Source organism: Enterobacter sp. CM29, assembly GCF_013179605.1.
GTDB lineage: Bacteria > Pseudomonadota > Gammaproteobacteria > Enterobacterales > Enterobacteriaceae > Enterobacter > Enterobacter intestinihominis.
The window spans coordinates 1-17,366 of the sequence record NZ_JABMCU010000020.1; the positions used below are offsets into that span (position 1 = coordinate 1).

Below are 17,366 nucleotides of genomic sequence, written 5' to 3' on the forward strand. Positions count from 1 at the left end.
CAGACCGCGTTCGCAAATCTCTTCGAACTCTTCGCGGTTGTAGGCGATACCGCCGCCGGTGCCGCCCATGGTGAATGATGGACGGATGATGCACGGATAGCCCACGTCAGCCGCGACGGCCAGCGCTTCTTCCATGTTGTGTGCGATACCGGAACGCGCGGTGTCGAGGCCAATTTTTTTCATTGCCACGTCGAAGCGACGACGGTCTTCTGCTTTATCAATCGCGTCGGCGGTTGCACCAATCATGGTCACGCCGAACTCTTCCAGCACGCCCTGACGCTCCAGCTCCAGTGCACAGTTCAGCGCCGTCTGGCCACCCATGGTCGGCAGCACCGCATCCGGACGCTCTTTCTCGATAATTTTGCGTACCACTTCCCAGTGAATCGGCTCAATGTAGGTCGCATCTGCCATTTCCGGGTCGGTCATGATAGTGGCCGGGTTTGAGTTTACCAGGATGACGCGGTAACCCTCTTCACGCAGGGCTTTACACGCCTGCGCACCGGAGTAGTCAAATTCGCAGGCCTGGCCGATCACGATCGGGCCAGCGCCAAGGATCAGGATGCTTTTTATGTCTGTACGTTTTGGCATGGTCTTCTCAGCTCCTGATTATTTAGCAGTCTTACGGTATTGCTCGATAAGTTCGATGAAGTGATCGAACAGCGGCGCGGCATCGTGTGGGCCCGGGCTGGCTTCAGGGTGGCCCTGGAAGCTGAACGCAGGCTTATCGGTGCGATGGATACCCTGCAAGGTACCATCGAACAGTGACTTATGCGTCACGCGCAGGTTAGCTGGCATCGTCGCTTCATCCACAGCGAAGCCGTGGTTCTGCGCGGTGATCATTACCGTGTTGTTGTCGATATCTTTCACCGGGTGGTTACCACCATGGTGGCCGAACTTCATCTTGACGGTGTTCGCTCCGCTCGCCAGCGCCAGCAGCTGATGGCCGAGACAGATGCCGAATACCGGGATATCGGTTTCAAGGAAGGACTTAATGGCGTCGATAGCGTAGTCGCACGGCGCCGGGTCGCCAGGACCGTTAGAGAGGAAGATGCCGTCCGGGTTCATCTTCAGAACATCTTCCGCAGACGTTTGTGCCGGGACGACCGTCAGGCGGCAGCCACGGTCAACCAGCATACGCAGGATGTTGCGCTTGGCACCAAAATCGTAGGCCACCACGTGGAACGGCAGCTCGCTTTCCGGTTTCGCTTCCGGCAGGTCGCCTTCCAGCGTCCAGCTTCCCTGCGTCCAGCTGTAGGCTTCTGTGGTAGTCACTTCTTTCGCCAGGTCCATCCCGTTCAGGCCCGGGAAGGCTTTCGCTTTTTCCAGCGCCAGCGCCGCATCGAGGTTGTCCCCTGCGATGATGCAGCCATTTTGTGCACCCTTCTCGCGCAGCAGACGCGTCAGCTTACGGGTATCAATATCGGCAATCGCCACAATGTTATGGCGCTTCAGGTAAGAAGAGAGGTCTTCGGTGTTGCGGAAGTTGCTGGCAATCAGCGGCAGGTCGCGAATGACCAGGCCTTGTGCATGTACCTGAGAGGATTCTTCGTCAGCCGCATTGGTGCCGACATTGCCGATATGAGGATAAGTAAGAGTAACGATTTGGCGAGAATAGGAAGGATCAGTGAGGATTTCTTGATAACCGGTCATTGAAGTATTGAAAACGACTTCCCCAACCGCCGAACCCGTTGCCCCTATGGCCCGACCGATAAACTGGGTTCCGTCTTCCAGAACCAATAGCGCTGACTTAATCAAAACACCCTCCAGAGAATATTCACTCACTTTATTTGCATATTAATTCATAACCATGTCATGGATCAATGCAAATGTGTTGCCAGCGGATTTTTGGCAAACGGCGGCATTCTGGGGATTTGCCATGTAAAAGTCAACTTAAAACGGGGATTTTGTTTATTCTTTTGCAGGCCTGATGGCTTGATTTCAAATTAAGCGGCAAAAAGATCAACTAAATCACTGTGGAAACCGCTTGCGCAGGCAGTTTAAAAGAAACAATCGTCTTGCGGGAATAAAAAGTGGACCAGATGGTCAAAATTTACAGTACAGCAACATAAAATAGCATGAAAACACTTACTTTAAATGATTTAAATGCAATAATCCTTTGAAATAGATAAAATAAAAGGGCAATAAAATATTGCCCTATGCAATCAAACAGTTACGACTGCAATAACCACATCACGATGGGTAATAACACTTACAAATTGTTGAGTTCGAGCACATCTCGCATATCAAAAAGACCATTTGGCTTACCTTTTAGCCACAGTGCAGAGCGTACCGCCCCGTTTGCAAACGTCATGCGGCTGGATGCTTTATGTGTGATTTCGACCCTTTCACCAATATCGGCGAACATAGCGGTATGTTCGCCGACGATATCACCCGCGCGAACGGTGGCAAAACCAATGGTGCCAGGCACGCGCTCGCCAGTGTGACCTTCGCGAGAATAGACCGCGATGTCTTTCAAATCTTTATCCATTGCATAAGCAATCGCTTCGCCCATCGCCAGCGCCGTGCCAGATGGGGCATCGACTTTATGGCGGTGGTGCGCTTCAATAATCTCAATGTCGGTATAGTCGCCCATCACCTTCGCTGCCTTTTCCAGCAGTTTCAGCATAACGTTAACGCCTACGCTAAAGTTCGCGGCGAAGACAATTGCAATGTCGGCGGCTGCTTCCTGAATGGCCTGTTTACCGGCATCATCGAAACCGGTGGTGCCAATCACCATCCCTTTACCGTGCTGGCGGCAAAACGCCAGGTGAGTCAAAGTGCCTTCCGGACGGGTAAAGTCGATGAACACGTCAAAGTCTTCTTTCACCGCCTCCAGGTTGCTCTGCACGGTAACGCCTGTCTTGCCCGCGCCTGCCAGCTCGCCTGCATCGGAGCCCAGCAGGGATGAACCTTCACGCTCCAGCGCCGCGCCAAGTGCCACGCCATCCATCTGTAGTGCCGCCTGAATCAGCTGGCGACCCATACGTCCACCCGCGCCCGCAATGGCGACACGGATCTGTGCATCATGCATAGTTATTCTCTTACGTTAAAATGATGTAAACCGTTTTCAGATTAACCAGCCTTCGCTAAGGCTGCCAACTGAAAACACCAATAATTAGAATTTAACGTGAAACCGACTCAGATATCAGTAAAAGACATGATTTTGTCGTCACGATAAGATACGAAGCAAAAAAAAGGCCAGCACAGAAGGTGCTGGCCTTTCATCAGAAAAGAAATTATTCCACTTCGCGGGCGTCGATTCGCAGCTCTTTCGGCACTTCAAAGACAATGTTCTCTTCACGGCCTTCCAGCGGCACCGCTTCGCCACCACCCAGCTCTTGCAGGCGGGCAATGACGTTTTGCACCAGAATATCCGGCGCTGAAGCACCTGCGGTAACACCGACGCAGGCCGCGTTTTTCACCCACGCTTCCTGAATGTCCGTTGCGTCGTCGATCAGAAACGCCGCTTTCCCCATACGCTGCGCCAGTTCGGCCAGACGGTTAGAGTTAGAGGAGTTTTTTGAACCGACCACCAGCACCACGTCCGCCTGTTCAGCCAACGCGCGCACGGCTTCCTGACGGTTGGTGGTTGCGTAGCAGATATCATCTTTGCGCGGCCCGACGATTTTTGGGAAGCGCTGGCGCAGGGCGTCAATCACGTCTGAGGTGTCGTCCACGGAAAGCGTCGTCTGGGTCATAAACGACAGACGCGCTTCGTTTTTCACATTCAGCGTAAAAACGTCTTCCGGCGACTCAACCAGATACATGCCCCCTTCCGGGTTGCTGTACTGACCCATGGTGCCTTCAACTTCCGGGTGACCGGCATGGCCAATCAGAATCGACTCTTCACCACGACGGCTTGCACGCGCCACTTCCATATGCACCTTGGTCACTAACGGACAGGTGGCATCGAATACGGTCAGATCGCGGCTTTTGGCTTCGTTACGTACGGCCTGGGATACGCCGTGCGCGGAGAAGATGAGGATTGCGCCGTCCGGCACTTCGCTGATCTGCTCGATAAAAATCGCACCGCGCTCGCGCAGGCTGTCGACCACGTAGCGGTTGTGCACCACTTCGTGACGCACGTAAATCGGCGCGCCGTAAATCTCCAGCGCATTTTCAACAATGCTGATAGCGCGGTCTACACCAGCGCAAAAACCGCGCGGGTTAGCCAACAGGATCTGCATTTCAGTCCTCCAGCGCCGGATCGATCTCCAGCACTTCTACATCAAAATGAACGGTACGCCCGGCAAGCGGATGGTTGAAGTCAACGGTGATGGAATCCCCGTTGATTTCGCGGATCACGCCAGGCATTTCGCTGCCGTCCATAGCGGTAAAGAGCATAATCGCCCCGATCTCCGGTTCACCCGCATCCATAAACTCACGGCGCGAGAAGTACTGAATCAGATCCGGGCTTGGCACACCGAATGCCGCATCCGGCTCCAGTGAGAACGCTTTTTTCTCACCCTCTTTCAGCCCGAGAAGCTGTTGTTCGAGGCCTTCAGACAGGGAGGTGTCGCCCAGACGAAACAGCGCCGGTTTGCCATTGTTGCGGGTGGACTCGGCCGTGGAGCCGTCATCCAGCTTCAGCGTGAAATGAACGAGAACCGCGCTGTTGCTCTGTACGGATTTAGACATGCAAATTGCTCGCTTGTTTTGGGTCACCTGTTGCCCGGTGGCGCTACGCTTACCGGGCCTACGGGGGCCACAAATTCTGTAGGCCGGGATCGCTACGCGTCACCCGGCTGGTTTTGTTACGCCTGCTCTTTCGCGGCCGGTTTAGGCAAGAAGCCTTCCAGCACGATTAACGCTGCACCAACGCATATTGCGCTATCGGCGAGGTTAAAGGTCGCAAAGTGCCAGTCGCCGACGTAGAAGTCGATCATATCGACTACAAAGCCGTGCCACAGGCGGTCAAACAGGTTACCCAGTGCGCCACCAATGATCAGCGCGTAGGCGATGTTATTCAGCTTTTGCGTGGCCTTCGAGCGGTACATCAGCACCGCGAGCACGACGCAGATACCCATTGCGATACCTGCGAAGAACCAACGCTGCCAGCCACCGCTGTCGGCAAGGAAACTAAACGCCGCGCCGTAGTTGCGGGCGTAGTGCAGGTTAAGCGACGGGAACAGCGGGACCGTATCCCCCAGAGCGAAATTCTGGAGGATCAGGAACTTGCTGCCCAAATCAATAATCAGCACCACTACCACCAGCCACAGCCAGCGCAGTCCTGTTGAACAGAGAGTTTTACTCATCAGGCAAACTTACGTTTTTCGCCGTCGCCGGCGACGTTGCTTACACAGCGTCCGCAGATGTCTGCGTGTTCCGCCACCTGGCCGACATCGGTAGTGTAATGCCAGCAACGCGGGCATTTTTCACCATCGGCTTTGCTCAGTGCGACCTTCAGTCCTTTGAGCAGTTCGCTCTGCTGAGCATCAGCAGATGCCTCGGCATAATCCGCAACTTTCGCACCGGAGGTCAACAGGACAAATCGTAATTCATCGCCCAGCGCGGTCAGCTTCGCGGCCAGCTCAGGCTCTGCGTACAGGGTCACCGTCGCTTCCAGAGAGCCACCGACTTTCTTGTCAGCGCGCGCCTGCTCGATAACCTTGTTCACTTCGCCACGTACTTTCAGCAGCTCGTCCCAGTAGGCGTCGTTCATTGCTTCAGTGCTGGAGAGGTCGAACAGACCTTCGTACCACTCGCCGGTGAAGACATACTTCTCACGGTCGCCCGGCAGGTAACCCCAGATTTCATCTGCGGTGAAGGACATGATCGGCGCCATCCAGCGTACCAGCGCCTCTGCGATGTGGAACAGCGCGGTCTGGCAGCTACGACGCGCCACGCTGTCCGCTTTCGCGGTGTACTGGCGGTCTTTGATGATGTCGAGATAGAACGACCCCATCTCAATGGAGCAGAAGCGCATAAGGCGCTGCACCACTTCGTGGAAGTCGTAAGACTCATAGGCTTTCAGAATATCTTCCTGTGCCGCTTTCGCGCAGCCTACCGCCCAGCGATCGAGCACCACCATCTCTTCCGGCCTCACCATGTCTTTTACCGGATCAAACCCGTTCAGGTTCGCCAGCAGGAAGCGCGCAGTGTTACGGATACGACGATAGCTGTCAGCAGCACGTTTCAGGATCTCGTCAGACACCGCCATTTCGCCCGTGTAGTCGGTGGATGCCACCCACAGGCGTAGAATATCCGCGCCCAGCTTGTTCATCACGTCCTGCGGAGAAACGGTGTTACCGATGGATTTGGACATCTTACGGCCCTGACCATCCACGGTGAAGCCGTGGGTCAGTACCTGGCGGTAAGGTGCTTTGCCCTTCATGGCGGTGGAGATCATCAGGGATGACATGAACCAGCCGCGGTGTTGGTCGGAGCCTTCCAGATACATGTCGGCAGCGTGACCGGCGAACTCAGGGCGCACGTCAACCACGGAGGAGTGGGTAGACCCGGAGTCGAACCACACGTCCAGGGTATCCGGCACTTTCTCGTAGTTGTCCGCGTCAGCGCCCAGGATGTCACGGGAATCGAGATCCCACCACGCCTGAATGCCGTCAACTTCAACGCGCTTCGCCACCTCTTCCATCAGTTCCAGGGTGTTCGGGTGCAGTTCCTGCGTCTCTTTATGCACGAACAGCGACATCGGCACGCCCCATGTGCGCTGACGGGAGATACACCAGTCAGGACGGTTAGCCACCATGGATTCGATACGCGCCTGGCCCCAGTCCGGGATCCACTGCACGCCTTTGATCTCTTTCAGAGACTGCTCGCGCAGGCCTTTCTGGTCCATGCTGACGAACCACTGCGGGGTCGCACGGAAGATAATCGGGGTCTTATGGCGCCAGCAGCACGGATAGCTGTGCTGCATTTTCTCAACGTGCAGCAGCGCGCCGCTGGTGCGAAGCATGTCAACGATGATGTCGTTGGCTTTAAAGACGTTGATACCGTCCAGCGCCGGGTAGGTGCCAGGCAGGTAAGAGCCATCCGGACCGACCGGGTTGGCGATTTCCAGACCGTATTTCAGGCTGATGTTGTAGTCGTCAGGACCGTGGCCGCCGGCGGTATGCACCGCACCGGTACCGGCGTCCAGCGTGACGTGGTCGCCCAGGATCGCCGGAACGTCGAAGTCCAGGAACGGGTGTTTGAAGCGCATCAGCTCCAGCGCGTCGCCTTTTACGGTACCCAGCACGCTGTAATCAGTGATGTTCGCGCGTTTAAGCACGCTTTCAACCAGATCTTTTGCCAGGATAACCGCGCGACCATCAATTTGTACCAGCGCGTACTCAAACTCACCGGACAGGGAAATGGCACGGTTGGCTGGTAACGTCCACGGGGTGGTGGTCCAGATAACCAGCGAGACTGGACCGCTTACGCCTGGCAGGCCAAATTTAGCTTTGATCGCATCCTGATCGACCGCTTCGAACGCCACGTCGATAGAAGGCGAGGTTTTGTCATAATACTCTACTTCCGCTTCTGCCAGCGCAGAACGGCAGTCCACGCACCAGTGCACCGGCTTAGCGCCTTTATGCAGGTGACCGTTGCCGATGATTTTACCCAGCGCACGGATAATGTTGGCTTCGGTTTTGAAGTCCATGGTCAGGTACGGGTGCGACCAGTCGCCCAGCACGCCCAGACGGATGAAGTCAGCGCGCTGACCGTCAACCTGGGTGGCAGCGTATTCGCGGCATTTCGCGCGGAACTCTGCGGCGGTGAACTTCTCACCTGGCTTACCGTACTCTTGCTCCACTTTCAGCTCGATTGGCAGACCATGGCAGTCCCAGCCCGGAACATAAGGCGAGTCATATCCCGCGAGTCCTTTGGACTTCACGATAATGTCTTTCAGAATCTTGTTTACAGAGTGACCAATATGAATGCTGCCATTCGCATAGGGAGGGCCATCATGCAGAATGAAGGTTTTTTTGCCTTTTTTGGCTGCACGAATGATGCCGTACAGGTCATCATCAGTCCAACGCGCCAGCATTCCCGGTTCGCGCTTGGCGAGATCGCCGCGCATCGGGAACCCTGTTTCCGGCAAATTCAGGGTTGATTTATAGTCACTCATCAGATTCTCGGTTCCGTATTTATCACGTAGGCAGTTAAGCCGGTTCTAAAGCCCAAAAAACTCGCGGGCCGTTAATTCATCTCGCGCGATTTGCGCCTTAAGTTCATCCAGCGAAGCGAATCGCTGTTCATTGCGTATTTTTTTACGCAGTATCACATCTATATGGCGACCGTAGAGGTCCATTACAACGTCCAGCAGGTGTACTTCTAACTGTTGACGCACACCGGAAACCGTTGGACGTGTACCAATGTTGGCAACACCGTAGAAAGGCTTCTCACCCAGTCCTGCCACTTCCACCGCATAGACCCCTTTAACCGGGGAGACCTGACGACGCAGCGGTATATTCGCCGTCGGAAAACCTATCGTGCGGCCCAGCGCATCGCCATGGACCACACGACCTGAAATTGTGAACGGATGACCCAGCAGCGTTTCTGCCGTGTCCAGTTCATCGTTCGCCAGAGCCTGACGTACCGCCGTGCTGCTGACGCGCACCCCGCCCTCACAGAAGGTCATCGTACTGGTGACGTCAAACCCGTACTCCAGGCCAGCCTTCTGTAATAACAAGAAATCGCCCTGACGACCAGCGCCAAAGCGGAAATCATCGCCCACGGCGAGAAACTGCACGCCAAGCTGCCTGACCAACAGATCGCTGACAAAGTTTTGTGCGGTCAGCGCGGCAAACCGACGGTCGAAGCGTACGCACAGGACGTAGTCCACGCCGGACTCCGCCAGGTAGCGTAACTTCTCACGCAGACGCGTCAGCCGCGCGGGGGATTTCTCGCCGGCAAACAGCTCCAGCGGCTGCGGTTCGAAAATCATCACCACAACGGGCAGGCCACGCGCCTCCCCTTCTTTACGCAATCCCTGCAACAGCGCCTGATGCCCACGATGCACGCCGTCAAAATTACCAATGGTCAGCACGCACCCGTGCGGGGCTTGACTGAGATTATGTATGCCGCGTATCAGCTTCATGACTGGCTCAAAACAGTGAAAATCGCCAAAGTATACCTTGTACGGCGGTTAAGGTTAACCGGCGATTGTTCACGCGAAACAGAAAGCCGTATGATTTCATCAGGCTGACCTTTCACAGCAAAAAAATCTGCCCGAGAACTGCGATTTTTATCCCGAAAGGCTGTATTCACGAAAGACAAGCTGGTAGAATCCTGCGCCATCACTACGTAACGTAGCGTCGCTCATTAACGGCGCTTATTTGCACAAATCCATTGACAAAAGAAGGCAAAGAGGGCATATTCCTCGGCCTTTGAATTGTCCACATAGAACATATTTGGGAGTTGGACTTGGCTAATATCAAATCAGCTAAGAAACGTGCCGTTCAGTCTGAAAAGGCTCGTAAGCACAACGCAAGCCGTCGCTCTATGATGCGTACTTTCATCAAGAAAGTATACGCAGCAATCGAAGCAGGCGACAAAGCTGCAGCGCAGAACGCATTTAACGAAATGCAACCAATCGTGGATCGTCAGGCTGCTAAAGGTCTGATCCACAAAAACAAAGCAGCGCGTCATAAAGCAAACCTGACCGCGCAGATCAACAAACTGGCTTAATCGCTACTTGTTGTTGCTTGTTTGAAAGAACCCGCTTAACGCGGGTTTTTTTATGTCTTCAGATTGCCGGCGGCGTAAACAGCGCCGAGTAGTCGCGGTTGCAGATTCGCTGCACCGCCGGGTGCTGAATCATCCTTTCGGCGAATATGGCGTGATACTCTTCCATCACGTTATCCACCCTGCCAATCTCGGTAATCTTGTCGTCTGAATAGAGATCGTGCGCGTACAGCGTCGGGGCAACGAAGATAGCGTTGTGCGCCTCGCCAAAAGCCTTCATCAAAGCCGCATCGTCGAACTCACCGAGGATCTCCACGTTCAGCCCCTGCGAGTTAAACCAGTTCAGCAGCTTACGTCCGAGCATAGACCGCCTACCCGGCACCAGCAGGCGGCGCTCTTCCAGGCAAGCAGGAAACGGTTTTTCCGGCGGCGGATTAATGCACCAGAAACTGACGCCGCATTCGCCAATTTTCACCGAGAACAAGCCTTCCTGCTGCGTGGAGTCGATTGGGCAGTCCGAGATAATCATATCCAGCTTATGCTGGCTCAGCTGTTCCAGCAGCATCTCGTGAGTGGACTCAAAGCAGCGTAAATGAATCTGTTCATCTTCCACCACCGCCGCATCCAGCACACCGCTTACCAGCCGTTTGGACAACGCATCCGCCACGCCCACGTCAAAGAGCAGGTTCGACTCTTTGCGATAGTTAACGATATCCAGCATCTCCTGGCTCAGGGTGAACATCTTGTCCGCATAGCGGAACACCAGTTCGCCCAGCTCGCTCGGCTCAATGCCACGTCCTTTCCGCTTAAAAAGCTTGCCCTGTAAGCGCTCTTCCAGGGCTTTGATTTGCCCGGTAATAGTTTGTGGTGTCAGGTAGAGCGCCTCTGCCGCTCCCACGACCGAGCCCTGCTTGTAGACATGCCAGAAGTAATAGAGATGGTTATAGTTCAAATGAGACATCACGTTTTCACTCCCTGATAGTTTATCGGGAGAAGGCTTCCCTTCTCCCGGTTTCCTGTTATGCCTGGACAGCCTGTCCGGACAACTTCACCTTCAACAAGGTATAACCAATAACCGCGGCCAGTAACGACCCGATAAGAATGCCGAGTTTCGCCCAGACGATAAGCTCAGGCGCGCTGGTGCCAAACGCCAGCGTCGAGATAAAGATCGACATGGTGAATCCAATACCGCACAGCACGCCGATGGCCATAATCTGACTAAAGGTGGTTCCATTTGGCAATGACGCCAGCTTCAGCTTCAGCGCCAGCCAGCAGAACAGGCTGATACCCAGCGGCTTACCGATAAACAAACCAGCGATGATACCCAGCGGCAGCACAGAGGTGAGTCCGTCCAGGGTAACACCGGCCAGGGAAACACCCGCGTTGGCAAATGCAAACAGCGGCAGGATCATAAAGCCCACCCACGGATGAAGCACATGCTCCAGCTGTCTGGCAGGCGATTTGCCGTCCTGCTCCTTCAGCGGAATAAAGAAGCCAACGATGACGCCCGCCAGCGTGGCATGCACGCCAGACTTCAGCACCGCCGTCCACAGCACCATCCCCACCAGAATATAAATACCCGTGCGTCGGACGTTGAAGACGTTCAGCAACGCCAGCACCGCAATAGCCACGGCCGCCACGCTCAGCGACAGAACCGACAGATCGCTGGTGTAGAACAGCGCGATAATCACGATAGCGCCCAGGTCATCGATAATCGCCAGCGCCATCAGGAAAATTTTCAGTGCTACCGGGACGCGGCTACCGAGCAAGGCTAAGACCCCGAGCGCAAACGCGATATCCGTTGCGGCCGGGATCGCCCAGCCGTCACGCGCAACCGGATCCTGCCACGCAAACGCGAGAAAGAGCAACGCGGGAACGATCATCCCGCCAATCGCCGCGATCACCGGAAACGCCGCGCGCTGACGGCTGGCAAGAGAACCGATCACCAGCTCACGTTTGACCTCCAGGCCTACCAGCAGGAAGAACACCGCCATCAGCGCATCGTTGATCCACAGCAGCATGTTCTTGTTAATTTCCAGCGCCCCGACCTTCAGCTCGACGGGGGTTTCCAGAAATGCGTGATAGAGATCGCGCGTCATGCCCATATTGGCGAGCAGCATGGCGGCTGCAGCAGCAATAATCAGGATGACGCCGCCGGATGCCTCACTGCTAAAGAAACGGTGTAGTAATTTCACGTTTAAACTCTCTTTTACAACAATACCTCGGTAAAACCATAATATCAGCGCAAACAGATCGGTAAAAACAGATTAATATTGGTTATAGATTCAGTTTAACCGAGGAATAACGCTATAAAGCAAAAAGCCCGGAATCGCTTCCGGGCTTTAAAGGATAGTAACCAGCTGGCAGGTTAGCGGGTTAAATCGTCGAAGAATTTTTTGACGCCATCGAAGAAGCTTTTGGAGCGCGGGCTGTTTTTCTCACCCGTCGGGCCACCAAAACTCTCCTGAAGCTCTTTCAGCAGCTGTTTCTGCTTGTCGTTCAGGCCGACCGGCGTTTCAACGACCACGCGGCATAACAGGTCACCCTGCGCGCCACCGCGAACGGATTTAACGCCTTTGCCGCGCATGCGGAACAGCTTCCCGGTCTGGGTTTCGCCAGGGATTTTCAGGTTAACGCGACCGTCCAGGGTCGGCACTTCGATTTCGCCGCCCAGCGCCGCCATCGCAAAGTTGATCGGCACTTCACAGTACAGGTTGTTACCTTCACGCTCGAAGATGGCGTGCTGCTTCACCTGAACCTGAACGTACAGATCGCCTGCTGGCGCGCCATGCTCGCCCGCTTCCCCCTCACCTGCCAGACGGATGCGGTCGCCCGTATCCACGCCTGCCGGGATCTTAACGGACAGCGTTTTGGTTTTCTCCACGCGACCGTGACCGTGGCATTTGGTGCACGGATCTTTAATCAGCGTACCGCGACCATGACAATGCGGACAGGCCTGCTGCACCGCGAAGAAGCCCTGGCGCATCTGCACCTGACCGGAACCGTGACAGGTTGGACAGGTCTGTGGCTGAGTCCCCGCTTTCGCGCCGCTGCCGTGGCAAACGTCACACTCTTCCAGCGTCGGGATACGGATCTCTTTGGTTACGCCACGAACCGCTTCTTCCAGCGTCAGGTCCATGTTATAGCGCAGATCTGCGCCGCGCGCCGCGCGCTGACGACCACGACCGCCGCCGAAGATATCGCCAAATACATCGCCAAAGATGTCGCTGAAATCAGCGCCGCCGCCGAAGCCGCCGCCACCAAATCCACCGCCGCCCATGCCGCCCTGTTCAAAGGCCGCGTGACCATACTGGTCATAAGCCGCACGTTTTTGTGCATCGGTCAGGACTTCGTAGGCTTCTTTAATCTCTTTAAATTTGGCTTCAGCCTCTTTGTCACCCTGATTACGGTCAGGGTGGAATTTCATGGCCAGGCGCTTATATGCCTTTTTGATTTCACGCTCTTCCGCAGTTTTCGGAACGCCTAAAATCTCGTAATAGTCTTGCTTTGCCATTGGTTTTTTTAAGCCCCTTAACATGCGAGCACGGGCGTGGAGAATACTCCTACGCCCGTGCCGATTAATTACCCTGCATCAGGGCGATTATTTTTTATCTTTCACTTCTTCGAACTCAGCGTCGACAACATCGTCGTCTTTCGCGTTGTTCTGAGAAGCATCAGCGCCCGCCTGCTGCTGTGCGTGCTGCTGCTGAGCGATTTCCATCAGCTTCTGAGAAACCTGTGCCAGCTCCTGCATCTTCGCTTCAATGTCCGCTTTGTCTTCGCCTTTCAGAGACGTTTCCAGCGCGCTCAGTGCAGTTTCGATCGCAGTTTTGTCTTCCGCTGGCAGTTTATCGCCCGCTTCTTCAACCTGCTTACGGGTGCTGTGCAGCAGATGGTCACCCTGGTTACGGGTCTGAACCAGCTCTTCGAACTTACGGTCGGATTCCGCGTTAGCTTCGGCATCACGAACCATTTTTTCGATTTCCGCTTCGTTCAGGCCAGAAGATGCCTTGATGGTGATCTTCTGCTCTTTACCGCTGTTTTTGTCTTTCGCAGACACGTGCAGGATACCGTCAGCATCGATGTCGAAGGTGACTTCGATCTGTGGCATGCCGCGTGGTGCCGGGTTAATACCGTCCAGGTTGAACTGACCCAGAGATTTGTTATCCGCCGCACGCTTACGCTCACCCTGAATCACATGGATGGTTACCGCAGACTGGTTGTCTTCAGCGGTAGAGAACACCTGGCTGTGTTTCGTCGGGATAGTAGTGTTTTTGTTGATGAGCGGAGTCATCACGCCACCCATGGTTTCGATACCCAGTGACAGCGGAGTAACATCCAGCAGCAGTACGTCTTTCACTTCACCCGTCAGAACACCACCCTGAACCGCAGCACCGATAGCAACCGCTTCGTCCGGGTTCACGTCTTTACGTGGCTCTTTACCAAAGAATTCAGCAACTTTCTTCTGAACCATTGGCATACGAGTCTGACCACCTACCAGGATAACGTCCTGAATATCAGACACGGACAGGCCAGCGTCCTGCAATGCAACTTTCAGTGGCTCGATAGAACGGTTCACCAGGTCTTCTACCAGGCTTTCCAGTTTCGCACGGGTCACTTTGATGTTCATGTGTTTTGGACCGGTCGCGTCTGCGGTGATGTACGGCAGGTTCACATCGGTCTGCTGAGCGGAAGACAGTTCGATCTTCGCTTTCTCAGCCGCTTCTTTCAGGCGCTGCATGGCCAGCGGGTCGTTACGCAGGTCAATGCCCTGATCTTTCTTAAACTCGTCAACGAGGTAGTTGATCAGACGGGTATCGAAGTCTTCACCACCCAGGTGGGTATCACCATTGGTTGCCAGAACTTCGAAGGTTTTTTCGCCGTCAACGTCGTCGATTTCGATAATAGAGATATCGAAGGTACCACCACCCAGGTCGTAAACCGCGATAGTACGGTTACCAACTTCTTTATCCAGACCGTAAGCCAGCGCAGCTGCGGTTGGTTCGTTGATGATACGTTTTACTTCCAGACCTGCGATACGGCCAGCATCTTTGGTTGCCTGACGCTGAGCATCGTTGAAGTAAGCAGGTACGGTGATAACAGCTTCAGTTACCGGTTCACCCAGGTAATCTTCTGCGGTTTTCTTCATTTTCTTCAGCACTTCAGCAGAGATCTGCGGAGGTGCAGTTTTGGTGCCTTTCACATCAAGCCATGCATCGCCGTTATCGGCTGCGATGATTTTGTAAGGCATGATGGAAACGTCACGCTGAACTTCTTCGTCCTGGAAGCGGCGGCCAATCAGGCGTTTGATCGCAAACAGGGTGTTTTGCGGGTTTGTCACTGCCTGACGTTTAGCCGGCTGACCAACCAGAGTTTCACCATCCTGGGTATAAGCAATGATAGAAGGCGTGGTGCGATCGCCCTCGGCGTTCTCCAGCACACGTGCAGTAGTGCCATCCATAATCGCTACACAAGAGTTGGTAGTACCCAGGTCGATACCAATAATTTTACCCATCTAAACGTCTCCACTAAAAATTCAGTCAACATGTGGTTGTGTACCTGTAATAAGGGCAGAACGTGCTTTTTCAACTGCCCAGATTTGATTTTTTTCAGGTCCACACACTGCGGTTGCTTACAAGATGGGGTCACAACGGCATCCATCAAGGGGGAAGGATAAAAAATTTTTTAATTTCACCCCGATGAGATCATAGACGGCGCCGATGCCGCCCATTATGATGCCGCGCCCCGTCAGGGAGAACTGGCGCGGGTTTAACCATTTCACCATATTAATGATGATTTTTTTGAGGACTTATGGGCAACACTAAGTTGGCTAATCCGGCTCCGCTGGGCCTGATGGGTTTTGGCATGACCACCATTCTGCTGAACCTGCACAACATCGGGATGTTCCCGATGGACGGCGTAATCCTGGCGATGGGCATTTTTTACGGCGGTATCGCGCAAATTTTCGCGGGCCTGCTGGAATATAAGAAAGGCAATACCTTCGGCTTAACCGCCTTTACCTCTTACGGTTCGTTCTGGCTGACGCTGGTCGCCATTCTGCTGATGCCTAAAATGGGCCTGGCAGATGCTTCAAACGCCCATTTCCTGGGCGTGTACCTGGGACTGTGGGGCGTGTTCACCCTGTTCATGTTCTTCGGCACCCTGAAGGCGAACCGCGCGCTGCAATTCGTCTTCCTGAGCCTGACCGTGCTGTTCGCTCTGCTTGCCGCGGGTCACCTGGCGGATAACGAAGGCATCGTTCACGTTGCCGGCTGGGTCGGTCTGGTGTGCGGCGCAAGCGCTATCTACCTGGCAATGGGTGAAGTGCTGAACGAGCAGTTCGGCCGCACCGTATTACCGATTGGTGAAAAACACTGATCCCTCTGTCGTGCCCGCGTCGCGGGCACGACATCCCTCTGACTGGCGAAGCCACATCCCCAATACCAGCCCCATCAGCGATAACGCCAGCACGTACCATGCAGGTGCAAGGGGTGACAGCCCCATCAACACCGTGACCACAATCGGGGTCAGCCCACCGAAAATGGCATACGAGACGTTATAAGAGAAAGAGATGCCGGTGAAGCGTACCTCCGGCGGGAAGGCGCGGACCATTACGTACGGTACGGCGCCAACGACGCCCACGCACAGCCCGACGATGCCGTACAGCAGGAACAACTGTTCAGGATGGCTGCCCGCAAGATGGTAGAATGCCCAGCTCGACGCGGCCAGCAGCAGGCTGCCGACAATAAAGGTCACGCTGGCACCGAAACGATCCGCCGCCAGTCCCGCGGCCAGACAGCCAAAGCAGAGCATAATTGTCGCGATACTGTTCGCCTGTAACGTCACAGCAGGCGCAAAACCGTACTGTTTTTGCAGCCAGACCGGCGACATCAAAATGACCACCACGATACCCGCAGACAGCAGCCAGGTCAGAAGCATCGACACGACTACCGCTTTTTTATGCCGCACTACTACGGTTTTTACCGGCAATTCTTGCGCCAGCGCCTTCCGCTGCTGCATTTCCAGAAATACTGGCGTCTCCTGCAACCAACGTCGCAGGTACATTGCCACCAGCCCAAACGCCCCGCCCAGCAGGAACGGGATACGCCAGCCCCAGTCGTGAACGGCCTGTTGCGTCATGCTGGTATTGATGATGGTTGCAACCACGGAGCCAAGCAGGATCCCAATCGTCAGCCCTGCGGTCAGGGTTCCGCACGCAATGCCGATGCGGCGCACCGGGACGTGCTCAGCGACAAACACCCACGCGCCCGGCACTTCCCCGCCGATGGCCGCGCCCTGGAGAATACGCATCAGTAGCAGCAATAACGGGGCGATAATGCCCATCGACTCATAGGTAGGCAAAAGGCCAATCGCCAGCGTCGGCACGGCCATCAGCAGGATGCTGAGGGTAAACATCTTCTTGCGCCCAACCAGATCGCCAAAGTGCGCCATAACAATGCCGCCCAGCGGACGCGCCAGATACCCGGCAGCGAAAATGCCGAAGGTTTGCACCTGACGCAGCCATTCAGGAATATCCGCCGGGAAAAACAGCGCCCCCACGACGGCGGCGAAGAAGACAAAGATGATGAAGTCGTAAAACTCCAGCGCGCCGCCCAGAGCAGCGAGCGTGAGGGTTTTGTAGTCCTGTCGATTCAGAGGTCGGGTGTTATGTGACATAGCGAACCATTGTGCATGTGTTGTGGATTATTTTTTACAGTAATCGTAAAGAAAAAATT

The 17,366-nt window shown here is 54.8% G+C and carries 14 protein-coding genes and 1 pseudogene; 2 read left to right on the forward strand and 13 right to left on the reverse strand.

From position 1 onward, the window contains the following. The 8 genes and pseudogenes from carB to ribF all read right to left on the reverse strand — a co-directional run. Window positions 1-588, reverse strand: a pseudogene (gene carB / locus HP459_RS04500) (carbamoyl phosphate synthase large subunit); the annotation flags it as partial. Window positions 589-606: 18 nt separating this feature from the next. Continuing rightward, window positions 607-1,755, reverse strand: a complete 1,149-nt coding sequence (gene carA, locus HP459_RS04505; RefSeq protein WP_023299297.1) for a glutamine-hydrolyzing carbamoyl-phosphate synthase small subunit — start codon at window positions 1,753-1,755, stop codon at window positions 607-609. Window positions 1,756-2,209: 454 nt separating this feature from the next. After that, window positions 2,210-3,031, reverse strand: coding sequence for a 4-hydroxy-tetrahydrodipicolinate reductase (gene dapB / locus HP459_RS04510; protein WP_022647011.1), 822 nt, complete (start codon window positions 3,029-3,031; stop codon window positions 2,210-2,212). 205 nt (window positions 3,032-3,236) lie between these two features. Continuing rightward, on the reverse strand, window positions 3,237-4,187 hold the full coding sequence (ispH, locus tag HP459_RS04515; protein ID WP_022647010.1) for a 4-hydroxy-3-methylbut-2-enyl diphosphate reductase: 951 nt from the start codon (window positions 4,185-4,187) through the stop codon (window positions 3,237-3,239). 1 nt (window position 4,188) lies between these two features. Then, window positions 4,189-4,638: an FKBP-type peptidyl-prolyl cis-trans isomerase gene (gene fkpB, locus HP459_RS04520; RefSeq protein ID WP_022647009.1), complete on the reverse strand. Its 450-nt coding sequence runs from the start codon at window positions 4,636-4,638 to the stop codon at window positions 4,189-4,191. A 116-nt stretch (window positions 4,639-4,754) separates the two neighbouring features. Beyond that, window positions 4,755-5,255, reverse strand: a complete 501-nt coding sequence (gene lspA / locus HP459_RS04525) for a signal peptidase II (RefSeq protein ID WP_063148247.1) — start codon at window positions 5,253-5,255, stop codon at window positions 4,755-4,757. After that, window positions 5,255-8,071: an isoleucine--tRNA ligase gene (ileS, locus tag HP459_RS04530; protein ID WP_171935971.1), complete on the reverse strand. Its 2,817-nt coding sequence runs from the start codon at window positions 8,069-8,071 to the stop codon at window positions 5,255-5,257. Before ileS ends, lspA begins: the two co-directional genes overlap by 1 nt. Window positions 8,072-8,116: 45 nt before the next feature. Then, window positions 8,117-9,043, reverse strand: a complete 927-nt coding sequence (gene ribF, locus HP459_RS04535; RefSeq protein ID WP_023299293.1) for a bifunctional riboflavin kinase/FAD synthetase — start codon at window positions 9,041-9,043, stop codon at window positions 8,117-8,119. 326 nt (window positions 9,044-9,369) lie between these two features. Between ribF and rpsT the strand changes: the two genes are divergently transcribed. Then, the gene (gene rpsT, locus HP459_RS04545) at window positions 9,370-9,633 is read left to right on the forward strand and encodes a 30S ribosomal protein S20 (RefSeq protein ID WP_003856458.1); all 264 of its coding nucleotides are present in this window, start codon (window positions 9,370-9,372) and stop codon (window positions 9,631-9,633) included. A 58-nt stretch (window positions 9,634-9,691) separates the two neighbouring features. Here rpsT and nhaR read toward each other — a convergent pair whose 3' ends face one another. The 4 genes from nhaR to dnaK form a co-directional block, all read right to left on the reverse strand. After that, a complete protein-coding gene (gene nhaR / locus HP459_RS04550; protein WP_003856462.1) occupies window positions 9,692-10,591 on the reverse strand; it encodes a transcriptional activator NhaR in 900 nt (299 codons plus the stop codon). 58 nt (window positions 10,592-10,649) lie between these two features. Then, window positions 10,650-11,825 carry a Na+/H+ antiporter NhaA gene (gene nhaA, locus HP459_RS04555; protein WP_032625424.1) on the reverse strand — a complete coding sequence of 392 codons (1,176 nt, stop codon included), beginning with the start codon at window positions 11,823-11,825 and terminating at the stop codon, window positions 10,650-10,652. Between the two features lie 173 nt (window positions 11,826-11,998). Then, the gene (dnaJ, locus tag HP459_RS04560) at window positions 11,999-13,144 is read right to left on the reverse strand and encodes a molecular chaperone DnaJ (RefSeq protein ID WP_008502040.1); all 1,146 of its coding nucleotides are present in this window, start codon (window positions 13,142-13,144) and stop codon (window positions 11,999-12,001) included. Between the two features lie 87 nt (window positions 13,145-13,231). Beyond that, window positions 13,232-15,145 (reverse strand): molecular chaperone DnaK, encoded by a 1,914-nt coding sequence (dnaK, locus tag HP459_RS04565; protein ID WP_006810169.1) that lies wholly within the window; start codon window positions 15,143-15,145, stop codon window positions 13,232-13,234. 296 nt (window positions 15,146-15,441) lie between these two features. Between dnaK and satP the strand changes: the two genes are divergently transcribed. Beyond that, a complete protein-coding gene (gene satP, locus HP459_RS04570; RefSeq protein WP_022647004.1) occupies window positions 15,442-16,008 on the forward strand; it encodes an acetate uptake transporter in 567 nt (188 codons plus the stop codon). Here the strand turns inward: satP and HP459_RS04575 are convergent. Next, window positions 15,985-17,307, reverse strand: a complete 1,323-nt coding sequence (locus tag HP459_RS04575) for an MFS transporter (protein ID WP_023305417.1) — start codon at window positions 17,305-17,307, stop codon at window positions 15,985-15,987. The genes satP and HP459_RS04575 overlap by 24 nt on opposite strands. Window positions 17,308-17,366 lie beyond the last annotated feature (59 nt).